Source organism: Nocardia yamanashiensis, from assembly GCF_021183565.1.
Taxonomy (GTDB): domain Bacteria; phylum Actinomycetota; class Actinomycetes; order Mycobacteriales; family Mycobacteriaceae; genus Nocardia; species Nocardia yamanashiensis.
The window spans coordinates 377,715-393,323 of record NZ_CP089226.1 but is presented as its reverse complement, the minus strand read 5'-3'; the positions used below and the strand labels follow the sequence as shown (position 1 = coordinate 393,323).

At 67.8% G+C, this 15,609-nt stretch carries 17 protein-coding genes; 11 read left to right on the top strand and 6 right to left on the bottom strand.

Features of this window, described 5'->3' with window-relative positions:
- Window positions 1-58 precede the first annotated feature (58 nt).
- Window positions 59-1,111 carry an alpha/beta hydrolase gene (locus LTV02_RS01845; RefSeq protein ID WP_233037452.1) on the top strand — a complete coding sequence of 351 codons (1,053 nt, stop codon included), beginning with the start codon at window positions 59-61 and terminating at the stop codon, window positions 1,109-1,111.
- Here the strand turns inward: LTV02_RS01845 and LTV02_RS01840 are convergent.
- The 3 genes from LTV02_RS01840 to map all read right to left on the bottom strand — a co-directional run bounded on the left by LTV02_RS01840 (window position 1,091) and on the right by map (window position 4,176).
- Window positions 1,091-1,654 carry an alpha/beta fold hydrolase gene (locus LTV02_RS01840; protein ID WP_067721918.1) on the bottom strand — a complete coding sequence of 188 codons (564 nt, stop codon included), beginning with the start codon at window positions 1,652-1,654 and terminating at the stop codon, window positions 1,091-1,093. The genes LTV02_RS01845 and LTV02_RS01840 overlap by 21 nt on opposite strands.
- A 91-nt stretch (window positions 1,655-1,745) precedes the next feature.
- Window positions 1,746-3,263, bottom strand: coding sequence for a cobyric acid synthase (locus tag LTV02_RS01835; protein ID WP_233037450.1), 1,518 nt, complete (start codon window positions 3,261-3,263; stop codon window positions 1,746-1,748).
- Window positions 3,264-3,312: 49 nt separating this feature from the next.
- On the bottom strand, window positions 3,313-4,176 hold the full coding sequence (gene map / locus LTV02_RS01830) for a type I methionyl aminopeptidase (RefSeq protein ID WP_233037448.1): 864 nt from the start codon (window positions 4,174-4,176) through the stop codon (window positions 3,313-3,315).
- Window positions 4,177-4,338: 162 nt separating this feature from the next.
- Between map and LTV02_RS01825 the strand changes: the two genes are divergently transcribed.
- Window positions 4,339-5,352 (top strand): LLM class flavin-dependent oxidoreductase, encoded by a 1,014-nt coding sequence (locus LTV02_RS01825; RefSeq protein WP_233037446.1) that lies wholly within the window; start codon window positions 4,339-4,341, stop codon window positions 5,350-5,352.
- A gap of 54 nt (window positions 5,353-5,406) precedes the next feature.
- Here the strand turns inward: LTV02_RS01825 and LTV02_RS01820 are convergent, their stop codons facing one another.
- Window positions 5,407-6,126: a GntR family transcriptional regulator gene (locus tag LTV02_RS01820; RefSeq protein WP_233041438.1), complete on the bottom strand. Its 720-nt coding sequence runs from the start codon at window positions 6,124-6,126 to the stop codon at window positions 5,407-5,409.
- A 160-nt stretch (window positions 6,127-6,286) separates the two neighbouring features.
- Here LTV02_RS01820 and LTV02_RS01815 point away from each other — a divergent pair, with 160 nt between their 5' ends.
- From LTV02_RS01815 to LTV02_RS01785, 7 genes are all read left to right on the top strand, one after another.
- Complete coding sequence (locus LTV02_RS01815) at window positions 6,287-7,399, top strand: TIGR03364 family FAD-dependent oxidoreductase (protein WP_233037444.1); 1,113 nt, start codon at window positions 6,287-6,289, stop codon at window positions 7,397-7,399.
- A gap of 63 nt (window positions 7,400-7,462) precedes the next feature.
- Window positions 7,463-8,116 carry a phosphonatase-like hydrolase gene (locus LTV02_RS01810; RefSeq protein ID WP_233041436.1) on the top strand — a complete coding sequence of 218 codons (654 nt, stop codon included), beginning with the start codon at window positions 7,463-7,465 and terminating at the stop codon, window positions 8,114-8,116.
- A gap of 91 nt (window positions 8,117-8,207) precedes the next feature.
- Window positions 8,208-9,275, top strand: coding sequence for a 2-aminoethylphosphonate ABC transporter substrate-binding protein (locus LTV02_RS01805; RefSeq protein WP_067721926.1), 1,068 nt, complete (start codon window positions 8,208-8,210; stop codon window positions 9,273-9,275).
- A gap of 34 nt (window positions 9,276-9,309) precedes the next feature.
- Entirely contained in the window at window positions 9,310-10,494 is a 1,185-nt protein-coding gene (locus LTV02_RS01800) for an ABC transporter ATP-binding protein (protein WP_233037442.1), read from the top strand.
- The gene (locus LTV02_RS01795; protein WP_233037440.1) at window positions 10,491-11,381 is read left to right on the top strand and encodes a 2-aminoethylphosphonate ABC transporter permease subunit; all 891 of its coding nucleotides are present in this window, start codon (window positions 10,491-10,493) and stop codon (window positions 11,379-11,381) included. Before LTV02_RS01800 ends, LTV02_RS01795 begins: the two co-directional genes overlap by 4 nt.
- Window positions 11,382-11,383: 2 nt before the next feature.
- Window positions 11,384-12,181 carry an ABC transporter permease gene (locus LTV02_RS01790; protein ID WP_233037438.1) on the top strand — a complete coding sequence of 266 codons (798 nt, stop codon included), beginning with the start codon at window positions 11,384-11,386 and terminating at the stop codon, window positions 12,179-12,181.
- A gap of 45 nt (window positions 12,182-12,226) precedes the next feature.
- Entirely contained in the window at window positions 12,227-12,784 is a 558-nt protein-coding gene (locus LTV02_RS01785) for a hypothetical protein (RefSeq protein WP_233037436.1), read from the top strand.
- Between the two features lie 69 nt (window positions 12,785-12,853).
- Here LTV02_RS01785 and LTV02_RS01780 read toward each other — a convergent pair whose 3' ends face one another.
- Window positions 12,854-13,222: a hypothetical protein gene (locus LTV02_RS01780; RefSeq protein ID WP_233037434.1), complete on the bottom strand. Its 369-nt coding sequence runs from the start codon at window positions 13,220-13,222 to the stop codon at window positions 12,854-12,856.
- A gap of 278 nt (window positions 13,223-13,500) precedes the next feature.
- Complete coding sequence (locus LTV02_RS01775; RefSeq protein ID WP_067827400.1) at window positions 13,501-13,944, bottom strand: DUF4254 domain-containing protein; 444 nt, start codon at window positions 13,942-13,944, stop codon at window positions 13,501-13,503.
- 178 nt (window positions 13,945-14,122) lie between these two features.
- On the opposite strand from LTV02_RS01775, the gene LTV02_RS01770 reads away from it, so the two are divergent.
- Window positions 14,123-14,986 (top strand): helix-turn-helix domain-containing protein, encoded by an 864-nt coding sequence (locus tag LTV02_RS01770; RefSeq protein ID WP_067721935.1) that lies wholly within the window; start codon window positions 14,123-14,125, stop codon window positions 14,984-14,986.
- A gap of 149 nt (window positions 14,987-15,135) precedes the next feature.
- Window positions 15,136-15,600, top strand: coding sequence for an AMP-binding protein (locus LTV02_RS01765; RefSeq protein ID WP_067721936.1), 465 nt, complete (start codon window positions 15,136-15,138; stop codon window positions 15,598-15,600).
- The last annotated feature ends 9 nt before the right edge of the window (window positions 15,601-15,609 follow it).

The following is a 15,609-nucleotide window of genomic DNA, read 5'->3' as shown; positions in this document are numbered from 1 at the left end:
CGAATGTGAGAGATGCCTCGCGGTTTTCAAGCGGAGTGGTGGCGTTTAGATTGAGCATGTGACCTCTGATACGTCATCCGCAGCCGTCTCGCCCACCTCGATCCCGGCCGCCGGGGACTGGCAACCCGATGTCCTCGGGGCCGACTATCAGCAGCTCACCATCCCGCTCGGGCCCGATCCGGACGGCGAGGGCGAGGTGGTGGGCACGCTGGTCCGCTATCAGCCCGCCGCCGCGCCCGCGGCCACCCAAGCCGTGCTGTACGTGCACGGTTTCACCGACTACTTCTTCCAGGAACACCTGGCCGAGCACCTGGCCGCGCAGGGCAATGCCTTCTATGCGCTGGACCTGCGCAAGTGCGGTCGTTCCACGCGCCCCGGGCAGACCCCGCACTACGTGAGCGATCTGGCGCTCTACGACGCGGAACTGAATCGCTCGCTGGAGATCATCCGCCAGGAGACCGGGCTGCCGGTCCTGGTCATGGCGCATTCCACCGGCGGCCTGGTGACCGCGCTGTGGCTGCACCGGCTCAATGCCGCCGAGGGCAGCGGCGCGCAGGGCATTTCGGGCCTGGTGCTCAACAGCCCGTGGTTCGACCTGCAGGGCCCCGCCTACTTCCGGTCGATCGGCACCCCGCTGCTGGAGGGCCTGGGCCGGCTGAGCGCATTCACCAAGCTGCCGCTGGGCGTGTCCACCGCCTACGGAGACAGCCTGCACCGCACCGTGTCCGGCGAGTGGGACTACAACCTGGATTGGAAGCCGCTGACCGGTTTCCCGGTGCACGCGGGCTGGATCCGGGCCATCCGGCGCGGGCATTTCCGGCTGCACCGGGGCCTGGACATCGGCGTGCCCGCGCTGATCCTGCGGTCCAAGGTGACCAAGTTCATGCGTGAGTACGGCCCGGCCGCCGATGTCGCGGATCTGGTGCTGGATGTGCGGCAGATTCAGAAATGGGCGGGCTGCCTGGGCGATCGCACCAATATCGTGCCCATCTCAGGCGCCCGCCACGATGTCTTCCTGTCCTCGGAAAAGCCTCGCGCACAGGCGTTCTCCGAGCTCGATTCCTGGCTGACGTGGCTCGCGGCCACCGGTTCACCAGAAGCTGGTGCGTAGCACTACCTCGGTGGCGAGTTCGTGGCCGGCTTCCCCGGCCACGTCCGCCACATCCACCGGGACGAGCCGGAATTCGCCGTAGACGAAGCGCCCGGAGGCCTCGGCGACGGCGCGCGGCAGGCTCTTGGTGGCCAGCAGCGTGGTGGGGATCTCCACCGGCGGGCAGCCCGGGTCGGCGACCTGGCCGTCCGCGCCCGCGGCGGCCGGGTGGCCGTGGCCCGCGGCGATCAGGCTCATGAAACGGCCGAAGCCGCGCGCGGCCAGTTGCCAGGCCAGTTGCGCGCCGCTGCCGCAGCCGACCAGATTGGCCCACGGCACTTTCAGCTCGTCGAGGATGGCCAGCACCGTGGCGCTGTCGAGCCCGGCGCCGGGTTCGATGACGATGGTGTGCAGGTCCGAGGTCTGCAAACGCGCGCAGACCTGGTCGTATACGTCGGCCGGATCGCCCACATCTGGGAGTAGGAGCACGTGGTGTCGCGATTCGGGTCCTCCGACTCGCACGGTCCACACGCGGTCACCGACCGTGATCCGCCGAGATTCCATAGCGATCACGCTACAGGGCGCTGGAAACCGCTCGCGGCGTCTCGGTCAGATTGCTGTGAGCAGGGTCACTTGTTTACCGGGCGTTCACTGTTCAACGTGTGTTCACGGTGAGGACGGGGAGATTTCCGGGAGCGCCGGTGGCGATGAGACGGTCCAGGGCTTCGGCGTCGAGATGCTTGTCCAGTAGATCGGCGAGCAGGTCCAGCTGGGCGGTGCGGATTTCGGCGACCGAAACGTCCTCGGCGACACGGAAACCGGTGCGGCCGGCGCGTTCGGCGACTTCGGCCAGCCAGGCGCGGCGGAATGCGTCGGATTCCAGGGCGCCGTGCAGATGGGTGCCCCAGATGGCGTCGCGCACACTGCCTTCCGGGACGCCGTCGAGTTCCAGCCAGGGTGCGTCGCCGGTGCGGGTGACGCGGCCGTGGTGGATCTCGTAACCGTGCACGGGAATCGGTCCGGCGTGACCGGCGTTGCGGCGCAGCACCTTCGGCTCGCCGAATTCGATGTCGAGGTCGAGCAGGCCGAGACCGGGGACGGTGCCCGCGCCCGATTCCACGCGATCGGTGATGGTGCGGGCGAGCATCTGGTAGCCGCCGCAGATGCCCAGGATGGGTCCGCCGGCGGCCGCGCGGGCGGTCAGGGCGTCGGCGATTCCGGTGCGGCGCAGCCATTCCAGATCGCTCACGGTGGATTTGCTGCCGGGGACGACGACCAGGTCCGCGCCGGTGAGGCGGGACGGATCGCGCACCCAGCGCACCGCGACGCCCGGTTCGCAAGCGAGGGCTTCGACATCGGTGGAGTTGGAGATGCGGGGCAGGCGGACGGCGGCGACGGTCAGCCATTCGGTCCCGCGCGGGGGTTGCGGGCGGCCGACGGGGGCGTCGGCGACGGTGCCGAGCGAGTCCTCGGCATCGATCCAGAGGTCCTCGGCGAAGGGGATGACGCCGAGGGTGGGGCGGCCGGTGAGCGCGGTCAGCTGATCGATACCGGGTTTCAGCAGGTCCACGTCGCCGCGGAATTTGTTGACGATGAAGCCCGAAATGAGTTGCTGGTCTTCGGGTTCCAGGATGGCGACGGTGCCGAACAGGTGGGCCAGCACGCCCCCGCGATCGATATCGCCGACCACGAGCACGGGCAGGTTCGCGGCGCGGGCCAGGCCCATATTGGCCAGATCGGTTGCCCGGAGGTTGATTTCGGCGGGTGATCCGGCGCCCTCACAGATGACGACATCGAATTCCGCACGCAGCGCGGCCAATTCCTCGGCGACGACGGCGCGCAGAGCCTGACGGTGCCGGAAGTAGTCCTTGGCCCCGACCGTGTCGACGGCCTTGCCCCGGACCACCAGTTGCGAGCGGCGGTCACTGCCCGGCTTGAGCAGGATGGGATTGAATCGCACGCTCGGCTCGAGACCCGCGGCGCGCGCCTGCAAAGCCTGGGCACGCCCGATCTCCCCGCCGTCCAAGGTGACGACGGAGTTGTTGGACATGTTCTGCGCCTTGAACGGCGCGACGCGGACCCCGCGTCGCGCCAGCAGCCGGCAGAGCCCGGCCACGACAACGCTTTTGCCCGCGTCGGACGTGGTTCCGGCAATGAGCAGCGCGCCTTTCACAGCTCGCCCATCGGGGGCGTGGGGGCGTGGCCCCCACTTTCTCCCCTGCTCACGGCAGCGTGAGGATCTCTGCGCCGTCCTCGGTGACCACCAGCGTGTGCTCGAACTGGGCAGTCCACTTCTTGTCCTTGGTGACCACGGTCCAGCCGTCGTCCCAGATCTCGTAATCGATGCCGCCGAGGTTGATCATGGGCTCGATGGTGAAGGTCATGCCCGGTTCGATCACCGACTCCACCGCCGGGTTGTCGTAATGCAGGATGACCAGTCCGCTGTGGAAGGTCGGGCCGACGCCGTGCCCGGTGAAGTCACGGACCACGCCGTAGCCGAAGCGATTGGCATAGGACTCGATCACGCGGCCGATGACATTGAGCGCCCGGCCCGGCTTCACGGCCTTGATCGACCGCATGGTGGCCTCGTGGGTGCGCTCGACGAGCAGCTTCACCTCTTCGTCCACATCGCCCGCGAGATACGTCTTGTTGGTGTCGCCGTGCACGCCGTTGATATAGGCCGTCACATCGATGTTCACGATGTCGCCGTCCTCGATGACCGTCGAGTCCGGGATGCCGTGGCAGATGACCTCGTTCATGGAGGTGCAGCAGGACTTGGGGAAACCCTTGTAGCCCAGGGTCGACGGGTAGGCCCCGTGGTCGATCAGGTACTCGTGCACGATGGCGTCGAGCTGGTCGGTCGTATTACCGGGCACGACCGCCTTGCCCGCTTCCTCCATCGCCTGCGCGGCCAGCTTGCTGGCCAGCCGCATCTTCTCGATGGTCTCCGGGGTCTGCACCCACGGCTCGTGCCCCTCGTTGGCGGTCTTCTTCCACGCGTATTCGGGTCGCTCGATCGATTTCGGCACCTCACGAATGGGCGACTGGGTGCCGGGAACGAGGGGTTTGCGGGTGCGCACTGACATGCGAACAAGACTATCCGCCCGCGCGGCGCGCTTCGCAGTCTCGGGGGCCTCGCCCCCGATCCGCCCCGGACCAGGGTCTCCATCCTCCGGGAATCTTTCCGGACCGTGGTCCGTTTAGCCCTGTAGTTGACTTGGAAACAACGTGAGAGAAGGGCGCGAGCCGTGGAATTGGGACTGACGACATTCGCCGAGACGCACCCGGTCGGTGGCGACGGACCGGTGCCGACCGCTGGTGAACGCCTGCGGCAGGTGGTCGAGGAAGCCGTGGTGACCGAGCGGGCCGGGCTGGACGTGTACGGCGTGGGCGAGCATCACCGCAAGGACTTCGCCGCCTCCTCACCGGCCGTGGTGCTGGCGGCCATCGCGTCGCGGACCGAGCGGATTCAGCTGACCAGCGCGGTCACCGTACTGAGCTCGGTCGATCCGGTGCGGGCGTACCAGGACTTCGCGACACTGGACGGATTGTCCGATGGCCGTGCCGAACTGATGGCCGGGCGCGGTTCGTTCATCGAATCGTTCCCGCTGTTCGGGTACGACCTGGCTGATTACGACGAACTGTTCGAGGAGAAGCTGGCGCTGCTGCTGAAGCTGCGCGAGGACGAACCGGTCACCTGGTCCGGGAAGTTCCGGGCGCCCCTCGACAACGCGATCGTGTACCCGCGCACCGAGAACCGGCCGCTGCCGGTGTGGATCGCGGTGGGCGGATCGCCCGAGTCCGTGGTGCGCGCGGGCCTGCTGGGCCTGCCCCTGGCCATCGCCATCATCGGCGGGCAGCCGGCGCGGTTCAAGCCGCTGGTGGACCTCTACCATCGCGCGCTCGAACAGGGCGGGCACGAACCGCAGCCGGTCGCGGTGCACGCGCACGGCTATGTGGCCGAAACGGATTCGCAGGCCGTGAACGACTTCTACAAGCCGTACGCGGCGGCCATGTCCGGCATCGGGCGCGAACGCGGCTGGGGTCCGATGACCCGCGAGCAGTTCGACGCCCTGCGATCGCAGAGCGGATCGCTGTTCGTCGGCACGCCCGACTATGTGGCGGGCAAGATCGCCGACATTCGCGACACGCTCGGCCTGGACCGCTTCATGCTGCACACCAGCGTGGGCACGCTGCCGCACGAGAAGGTGCTGCGCAATATCGAACTGCTCGGCGAGAAGGTCGCCCCGCAGGTGCGCTGACACCCCGCTGTTCCGACCAGAAGCGCGCCGTCATCGCGGCGCGCTTTCGGCAGATCAGTCGTGCAGATTCGCTTGGAACGCAATGCGATCGCCGCGATAGAGGGATCGCACGCGTTCGATGGGCACACCGTCCGGCCCCACACTGCGGCGATGCAATAGCAGCATGGGCAGCGCCGTCGTGCACTCGAGCAGCGCCGCCTCCCGGGGTGAGGCCAGCACCGTCTCCACGCGTTCGGTGGCGTTCGCGTACACCACACCCATCGCCCGGGTCGCCGCGTACAGCGACGTCTCCGGGTTGTACGTGTCGCGCAGCGCGGCGAACCGCGGCAGCGGCATGAAAGTGCTTTCCAGGCCGATTCTCTCGCCGTCCGCCAGCAGGATTCGTTCCAGATGCATGACGAGCGTGCCCGGCTCGATGCCCAGATCGCGCGCCGTATCCGGATCGGCGGGCTCGTCGGGCCAGCGCACCAGCAAACGCCCCGGCACCCGCCCGAACCGGATCGCCCCCTCGGTGTAGGACCGTAAAGTCATGGGCTGCACCATCTTCGGACGCGACACCACCGTCCCGCGCCCCTGCCGCCGGATGCGGCCCTCCACCAGCAGCTCCCGCACCGCCTGCCGCACGGTCTCGCGCGCCACCCCGCACCGCACCGCCAGATCGCGCTCCGAGGGCAGCGGATCACCCTCGGAGAGTTCGCGGAGCAGCGATTCCAGTTCCGCGCGCACCCGGTAAGACTTGGGCATTCGAGCGGGATCGGTTCCCGCGCCGGACATTTCGTCCGCCACGCCATCCCCCGCGCGCCGGGTTCCCACCCCGGCAACGTCCGTTGTGTCCATGCCCCCAATGTACACAAGATTGGTCTATACCAATTGTTAACCTAGCGTTAGCGTACGAAACACTCGTAGGTCTAGACCATTGGCCACCATGTTGGGCATGCGATTGGTCATCATTGGAGGCGGCATCCTTGGCACCGCCCACGCCCTGGCCGCCATCGGACGCGGACACGAGGTGGTCCATCTCGAACGCGAGGTGGAAGCGCGCGGCGCGACCGTCCGCAACTTCGGGCTGGTGTGGGTTTCCGGGCGCAGCGCCAATGAACTCGACCTCACCCTGAAGTCGCGGCAGCTGTGGGAAGAGATCGGCGGCAAGGTGCCGGGCGTCGGCTTCCGGCCCGCCGGCTCGATCACCCTGGTGCGCACCGAGAACGAGCTCGCGGTGGCCGAAGCCGCCGCGCGCAGCGCCGATCCGGAACGCGGTTTCGAACTGCTCGATCCCGACCGGGTGCGCGCCCTCAACCCGGCGCTGCGCGGCAAATTCCTTGCCGGACTGCACTGTTCGGCCGATGCCGCGGTGGAATCACGGCAGGCGCTGCCCGCACTGCGCCGGTATATGGAGGCCAGCGGGCGCTACTCCTTCTTCAGCGGCACCGAGGCGCGCACCATCACCGGCTCCACTGTCGTCGACGATCGCGGCCGCCGCCACGAAGGCGACCTGGTGCTGGTCTGCCCGGGCGCCGCGCACTCCGGCCTGACCCGCGAACTCGTCGGCGATATCCCGGTGCGCCGGGTGCGGCTGCAGATGATGCAGACCGCGCCGCTGGGCGAGGCGCTCACCACCGCCATCGCCGACGGCGACAGCTTCCGCTACTACCCATTCTTCGCGGGACCGGAACTGGACAAGCTGAATGCCGAAGAGGCGCAGCCGTTCACGGCCGCCCAGCACAAGATGCAGCTCCTGGCCGTGCAGCGCCTGCACGGCGGCCTGACCATCGGCGACACCCACGAATACGACGAACCGTTCAACTTCGACGTGGACGAAGCCCCGTACGAGCACCTCATCGGCGTGATGGAGGAACTGCTCGGGCGCAAGCTGCCGCAGGTGGTGCGGCGCTGGGCGGGCGTGTACAGCCAGAGCATCGATCCGGGCACCATCGTGACCCGTGCGCAGGCCGCCGACGACGTCTGGGTCATCACCGGTCCCGGCGGGCGCGGCATGACCCTCGGCCCGGCGCTCGGTGAAGAGACCGCCGACCTGCTCAACCTCTGACCGACCACCGATCGAGAAGGAAACGCTGTGTCCGACAAGCAGATCGACCTCGCCGTCCTCGATATGGCCGGTACCACCGTCGCCGACGACGGGCTCGTATTGAAGGCGTTCGAAGTGGCCGCCACCGCCGCCGGAATCCCGGCCGAGGGTCCGGAGCGGGAAGCCGCGCGGCAGTACGTCATCGACACCATGGGCCAGTCCAAGATCGTCGTCTTCCGGGCGCTGACCGGCGGCGACGAGGAGCGGGCCCAGGCCGGGAACGCCGCGTTCGAGGCCGCCTACGCCGAATTCGCCGACGCCGGAGTGACCCCGATTCCCGGTGCCGCCGAAGCCATTTCGGCATTGCGCGCCGCCGGGATCAAGGTGGCGCTGACCACCGGGTTCAGCCGCGAGACCCAGGACAAGCTGCTGAACGCGCTGGGCTGGAACGAGATCGCCGACCTCACCCTCGCGCCCTCCGACGCCGGCCGCGGCCGCCCCTACCCGGACATGGTGCTGGCGGCCGTGCTGCGGCTGGGCATCGACGCGGTGGATCGCGTTGCCGTGCTGGGCGATACCGCCAGCGATATCGGCACCGGGCTCGCCGCCGGGGCGCGCATCGTGGCGGGCACGCTGACCGGCGCGCACGACGAAGACCAGCTGCGCGCGGCCGGCGCCACCCACGTGGTGCCGACCGTCACCGAGTTCGCGCGGCTGCTGCTGGCCGAACGCGCCTAGAGAATTCCGCCGGCGCGGCCCACGGCCGGACCGGCGGATATCCCCCATCCCTTCGAGTTTCTCGTCCCACGAACTGAAAGTTGCTTGCACCGTGCGTAATCCGAACAACCGCCTCGCACGCACCATCGCCCGCACCGCATTGATCCTCACCTCCGCCACCGCGGTCGCGTTCAGCCTGACCGCGTGCGGCGGTACCGGCAGCGATTCCGCCGACGGCAAGACGGTCACCGTCTACTCCGCCGACGGCGTCGGCGACTGGTACAAGACCCAGTTCGCGAAATTCAAGGACCAGACCGGGATTTCGGTCAACCTGGTCGAGGCCGGCTCCGCCGAGGTCGTCAACCGGGTCGACAAGGAACAGTCCAACGCGCAGGCCGACGTCATCGTCACGCTGCCGCCGTTCATGCAGAAGGCCGACAAGCAGGGCCTGCTGCAGTCCAGCGGCGTCGACTTCAGCGCCGTCGCGGCCGCCGACAAGGACGCCAAGGGCAACTGGGTCACGCTGGCCGGCAACTACCTGTGCTTCATCGCCAACCCGTCGGTCGATGCCGCCAAGCTGACCTGGGACGACCTGCTGAAGCCGGAGTACAAGGGCAAGCTGCAGTACTCCACCCCCGGCCAGGCCGGTGACGGCACCGCGGTGCTGATCCTGCTGCAGTCGCTCTACGGCAAGCAGGGCGCGCTGGACTACCTGGCCAAACTGCAGGCCAACAATGTCGGCCCGTCCTCCTCCACCGGCAAGCTGCAGGCCAAGGTCGACAAGGGCGAGATCGTCGTCGCCAACGGCGACATCCAGATGAACCTGGCCACCATCAAGGAGAAGGGCTCCAAGTTCAGCCTCTTCTTCCCGGCCGCCGCCGACGGCAAGCAGTCCACCGTCGCCCTGCCGTACCTGATGGGCCTGGCCAAGGGTGCGCCGCACTCCGACGCCGGCAAGAAGCTGATGACCTTCCTGTTGTCCGCCGAGGCGCAGAAGACCCTGCCCGACGCCAATGCCGTCCCGGCCCGCACCGACCTCGCGGGCACGCCCGCCCCGGCCGGTGCGGTATCGCCGGCCTCGCTGATCAAGAACGTCGAGATCGTGCATCCCGATTGGAACAAGGTGCTCGACGAGCTGGATGCCGACGTGGCCGCCTACAACAAGGCCACCGGTAGCTAGTCGCCCTTTCGCATCGAGCCCAGGAGCAGCAACCATGTCTTCCGCGTTGACGACGAACACGGTGGCCGACCACGCCACCACCGAACCGGCCATCGTGTTCGACCGGGTGGGTGTCACCTACGGCCGCGGCCGCAGAACCACCGTCGCCCTGGCCGATTTCAACCTGCGGGTCGCCGCGGGGGAAACGGTCGCGCTCCTGGGCCCCAGCGGGTCCGGCAAATCCACCGCGCTCAAGGCCCTGGCCGGATTCGTCCAGCCGACCTCGGGCACGGTGCGGCTGGCCGGGCGCGACGTCACCCATCTCTCGCCCGCCAAGCGCGGGATCGGGGTGGTGGTGCAGTCGTACGCGCTGTTCCCGCACATGCGAGTGCATGACAATGTGGCGTTCGGGTTGAAGGCGCATCGGGTGCCGCGCAACGAGATCGGCGATCGGGTCGCCGAAGCGCTCGAGATGGTCGGGATGGGGGCGTACGCCAAGCGGCTGCCGCGCGAACTGTCCGGCGGGCAGCAGCAGCGGGTCGCGATCGCGCGGGCGCTGGCCATCCGGCCCAAGGTGCTGTTGCTCGACGAGCCGCTCGCGGCGCTGGACGCGCAGTTGCGGCAGAACATGCTCGGGGAGTTGCAGCAGCTGCGAAAAGCGTTGCCGGACACGGCGATGCTGTATGTGACGCACGATCAGTCCGAGGCGCTGGCGCTGGCGGACCGGATCGCGGTCATGCGGGATGCGCGGCTGGTCGATATCGATACCGCCAAGCAGTTGTGGCAGCAGCCGTCGACCGATTTCACGGCGTCGTTCCTGGGTGGGGCGAATCTGCTGCCCTGTACGGTGAATCGGGTTTCGGGGACGACGGCGCTGGTGAGCGTGGGTGAGCACACCTTGCGGGCGGAGGCGCCGCGGCCGGGGGTCGGGCGGCCGGAGTGGGCGGTGAATGCCGAGGCGCAGCTGGTGGTCCGGCCGCACACCATCGCGATCGCTGCGCTCACCGAGCGAGATGTGCTGCGCGGCACCGTGATCACCGCTGTTTGGAAGGGCGCTTCGACGCGCCTGCATCTGACCGTGCCGGGGATTCCCGGCGAGTTCACCGCCGATGTGCCCGGGCACAGCGAGCTCGTGGCGGGCGATCACGTCGGTGTGCGCTTCCCTGATCCGGCGGGCGTGCTGATTCCGCCCGCGCCCGGAACCGATTCCGCCGCAGACGATTCCGAGGTGCGCGCATGACCGCCCTGCTCGAATCGCCCGCGGAACCGGCCGCCGAGCCGCCGTCCGCCCGGAGCGGTCTGCGGCCCGTGCTGTGGACGTTGCCGCCGGTGCTGGTGGTGCTGCTCATCGCCGTGTATCCGATCGTGCGGGTGCTGCTGGAGTCCACCAAGACGAAATCCGGGCGCGGGACGGACACCTGGGGCAAGGTGCTGGGTGAGGAATCGTTCCGGAATGCCTTGTGGCGCACCGTTTCCATCGCGGTCAGTTCCACTCTCGGCTGTCTGATCCTCGGGACTTTCCTCGCGGTGGTGCTGGCGTTCATCCCGTTCCCCGGTTCGCAGCTGGTCGGGCGGCTCATCGACACGGTGCTGACGTTGCCGTCGTTCCTGGTGACGCTCGCGTTCACGTTCCTCTACGGAACCGCCGGTGCCGTCAATGCTTTCATCACCCAGCTGACCGGGGACAAGGAACCAGCGCTGAACTTCCTGGCCACCCCCTGGGGCGTGATTCTCGCCGAGATCACCTTCTTCACCCCCTTCGTGGTGCGGCCGCTGCTGGCCGCCTTCGCGCAGCTGCCCCGTGAACAACTCGACGTCGCTTCCAGCCTCGGCGCGTCGCCGTGGCGTGTCTTCCGGCAGGTGGTGCTTCCCGAGGCTTGGCCCGCTCTCGCGGCGGGCGGCAGCCTCGTACTCCTGCTGACTCTCAACGAGTTCGGCATCGTCCTGTTCACCGGCGCCAAGGGCGTGATCACCCTGCCCGCGCTGATCTACACGCGCGGCATCGTCACCTTCGACCTGCCCGGCGCCGCGGTCCTGGCCTCCATCCAGGTCCTGCTCTCCCTGAGCCTCTACCTCGGCTACCGCCTGCTGTTCTCCCGCCTCACCAGCACCCGCAAGGAGGCCTGACCATGCTCGTCTGGACCCGCCGCGGCCGCCTCGCCGTCCTGGCCGTTTTCGCCCTGGTGGTGGCGATCGTCTTCGTGGCCCCCATCGCCACGGTCGTCGCCGCCGCCCTGGCCGGCAGCTGGACCGGCCCCCTCCCTTCCGATCTCGGCTTCGCCAATTTCGACCGCGCCCTCTCCGGCGAACAATCCGCCAGCCTCTCGGTGAGCCTGCAAACCGCCCTCCTGGCCAGCCTCATCGCTCTCGTCCTAGGCACCTGGGCCGCCCTGGCCTCCCGCGAAACCCCCGCCTGGCTGCGCCGCACCACCGACGCCGTCTTCCACGTCCCGGTAGCCGTCCCTTCGGTAGCCATCGGCCTGGGCGTCCTCATCACCTTCAACGAGCGCCCCCTCCTCCTCGGCGGCACCAAGTGGATAGTCATCCTGGCCCACACCGTCCTGGTCCTCGCCTACGCCTTCTCCGGCGTCTCAGCCGCTCTCGACCGCCTCGACCCCGGCTACCAGCAAGCCGCCGAATCCCTGGGCGCCTCCCCCTTCCGAGTCCTCACCCGAATCACCCTCCCCCTCCTCCTCCCCGCCCTCGGCGCCGCCGCCGGCCTGGCCATAGCCCTCTCCATGGGCGAACTGGGCGCCACCATCATGGTCTACCCCGCCACCTGGAAAACCCTCCCCGTCAGCATCTTCGCCGCCACCGACCGAGGCGAAGTCTTCGACGCCGCCGCCAGCACCACCCTCCTGGTCCTGGTAACCCTCCTAGCCCTGGTAATCCTCGGCCGCCTCAAGGGCCGCGCCGCCCTCCGCTGACCGAACCTCGCCCCCGCGATCGCCCCCACTGGGACAATGCGATTCGTGGGGGCGATCGTTATTCAACTTCTTCCGCTGGCCGGGGTCATCCTGGGTGCGGCGGCGACCTTCTCTGGCACCGCGCTGCACGAGCGGGCCAAGTGGCGGCGTGGCCTGACCGCCCGCTGGGACGAGAAGCGCCTGGCCGCCTATAGCGAGTACGCCAACGCGCTCAGGACCTATGCCACGTTGGCCGTCCGAATCGCCGCTGCCCGTGGGTATCCCACCGCCGCGCAGCCGATCGACATCGACGAAGGTTTGCGGGCGCTGGCCGAGGCCGATACGGCGAAGACGACCAAGTGGGAGCAGGTTCTGCTGCTCGGCTCCCCCGAAGCCGTTGCCGCCGCGCGGAACTGGACCGAGGCGGCCTGGCAGCTCAGTCTGGTGGCGCGGGGGCTGCACGCCGACCACGACGCGTATGTCCGGCTGTTCGAGGAAACCGGCCGGCGGCGAGATCGCTTCTACCTCTGTGCGCGAGCGGATCTGGCCGTCACCAGTGGCGCGCTGCCACCCGGCGATCAGGCTTGGCTCGCGCCGCCGGGAATCGGCGGGTCGCCGGTGTAGCCGTCCGGGCATGACAGTTGGGCCGGTACCCGGGTGGGTAGCGGCCCAACTGGTTTCTCCGAGGAGGGATCAGCTCGGAGAGTTCTGGGTGGCGGCGGCGAGGAGGCGGGCGGTGTGGGTGTCGGTGGCCTCTATCAGGCCGGCGGCCAGGAGGTGGGCGGCTGCCAGGTGGAGGGCTGATTGGTGGAGGGCCCTGAGGGTGGCGGTCAGGTGGTGGCCTTTGCGTTCGAAGCCCGACTGGAGTTGGTGGGCCGAGTCGAAGCCGCCGAAGCCGGTTAGGGCGTGAGTTGTTGTGGTTTGGTGGATTTGGGGGGTTAGGGAGTCGGCGAAGCGCAGGTAGGTTGCGGCGCACTTGCGGGCGGCCGCGGGGTCCATGTGGAAGGTGCCGGCGGCCGCTTGGGTGTAGAGGTGCGGGGCCGGGGGGTTGGGCGTGGTCATGGACGCACTCCAGGGAGGATTGTGAAATGCTTTTTTACGCCTGCAATTTCGCGAAAGTGTGATCGGGCGCCCCGCCGTGGGAGATCAGGGGCGGGCGTGCCGCGCCAGTCGACCACGCGGCACGCCGGGCGGGGCGCCCCGTTGCGCCCGCCGTCTTGTGGCGGGCGACGTCCTAGGGTTCGTGCGGGCTACTGGTCGGATAGCCGCGCATCGAATGACGTCACCGCTGGCGACAATGACACTGTAGCAATGCATCAATTGTGTCAATGCATTTCGAATCATTGTTCTGGTAAACGGCGACGGCCTCCGGCCACGTCGATTACGAGATCAGTGTAACCGTCAACGAGTTCGGCAAGATGGTACCAGTGTTTATGGGTGTTATCGCTGGCCGCACCCTCGTGGTCTATCACTTGATTCGCTTCCACCCAGCTCCGGGCCATGCGGTCGACCACGGCCCCCAGACTTTCGGTGTGTAGCGCAGCTCCGTTGCGGTGTTGCGGGAGTTCCTGCTCCACCCAATCATTGATATCGTCAACGAGTTCGTCGCGGCGGCAATCGATCTCGGTGATCAACATCGGATCGCGGACCTGCCCCCGGCGTTCGTGCAACTCCGCGAGCGCATGTGCCGATCGCAGTAAAACTCGATCTTGAAATCGGCGGCCCTGGAAGGCGCAGAGCAATTGCGGAGCTGTCGGCAGCACGCCGGCTATCGACATGGTCATCGCGACTCCCCAAACGCACGAGACAGCATCACTAATCGCACCAACATGATTGGTCTCCGGATTCAGCTATACCGGTCTACGGATCGGTTCAACACGAATAGGCTAGCTGGATCATGCTCTTACAAATGCAAGAACGCAATACTGCGTTCTAGCAAGTGCGCCAAGCGAAAGGGATGTCATGGCAGGCAAGCGCACTGTGCTCACCGTCCGTTTGCGCCGCCTCGCGGCGATGCTGCACGAGATGCGGGAGAGCGCCAACCTCAGCAAAGAGGTGGTCAGCGCCAAAACCGGGATCAATGTCACCACCCTGTACCGGATCGAGACGGCCCAGGCCAGGCCACAGCGCCGAACCCTCACGGCCATGCTGGATCTCTACGGCATCGGCGAGCCGCAACGTTCAGATGCCTTGCAGTTGCTGGTGGATGCGCTCCGCCCCGGCATGGCGCGCTCCTTCGAGGACGCCGTGTCGGAGGTCTACGGCGCGTACATCAACTTCGAAGCCGAGGCGCTCTCGGCCCGGTTCTTCCAGTCCACCTTCATCCCCGGCCTGCTGCAGACCGAGCCGTACGCCAACGCCGTCTACGAGACCACCATGCCGAAAATCTCGGAACAGGTTCGCGAGCAACGGATTCAGGCCCGCGTGCAGCGCTCCAAGGTGCTCACCAAGGAGGACGCCCTGGAACTGTGGGTGGTGCTGGACGAAGCCGTCATCCGCCGCAACGTGGGCGGCCGCGAGATCATGCGGGAACAGTTGCAGCGCTTACGCGACGAGACCGAGAAGCGGAACGTGATCCTGCAGATCCTGCCCTTCGACGCCGGCGCGCACCCGGGCATGCTGGGCTCCTTCACCCTGCTCGACTTCCCCGATCCGGCCGACCCGGAACTGGTCTACGTCGAGGGCATCGCCAATGACGAGCTGATCGAGGGCCACCCCGAGGTCCGCCGCTACGGCGTCATGTTCGACCAACTCCGCGCCATGGCGCTCAGCCCCCGCGACTCCCTGGAAATGATCGACGCCACCATGATCGAACTGGACAAATGATCATCCACCCACCCTAGGTGGGCAAACCCTCACCCTCGGATCGGAGATCGGCAGCACTGAGGTCGCTGTCGAGGTGAACCGAATGCGGCGACAGTGGAATACATCCCGAACAGCACCACAAAGCCGCACTTCCGAGAGGATGATGTTCGATGTGCAAGCCGGTTACCTCCACCGCCGCCACCCTCGTTCCGCTGCGGGGCAGCGCGTCACCTGCTGCACATCAGACCGGTCCGGCCGACGTGGCCGCCACCGCTCCCGACTGCGCCCTCACCTACGCCGAGCTCGACCGCTGGAGCAATCGCCTGGCCCGCATGCTGCTGGTGCTCGGAGCCCGCCCCGGCACCCGGGTCGCGATCGCCGACACGCCGCAACTGGAGGCCGTCGTCTCCCGGCTGGCGATCACCAAAACCGGCGCCACCCCCGTGCCGCTGCTGTCCGAAACCACCTCCGCGCGAGTCGATTTCGGCATCACCACCAAGGCGGGCCGCGACCGGTTGACCGATGCGAGCCACTGGCTGGTGCTGGACGAGCGCTCGACCCTGCTGCAGTACCTCACCGGCTCCGACGCACCGCTCACCGACGCGGAGCTCCATACGGCGCGGATGGCTTCCTGACCCGCCCGA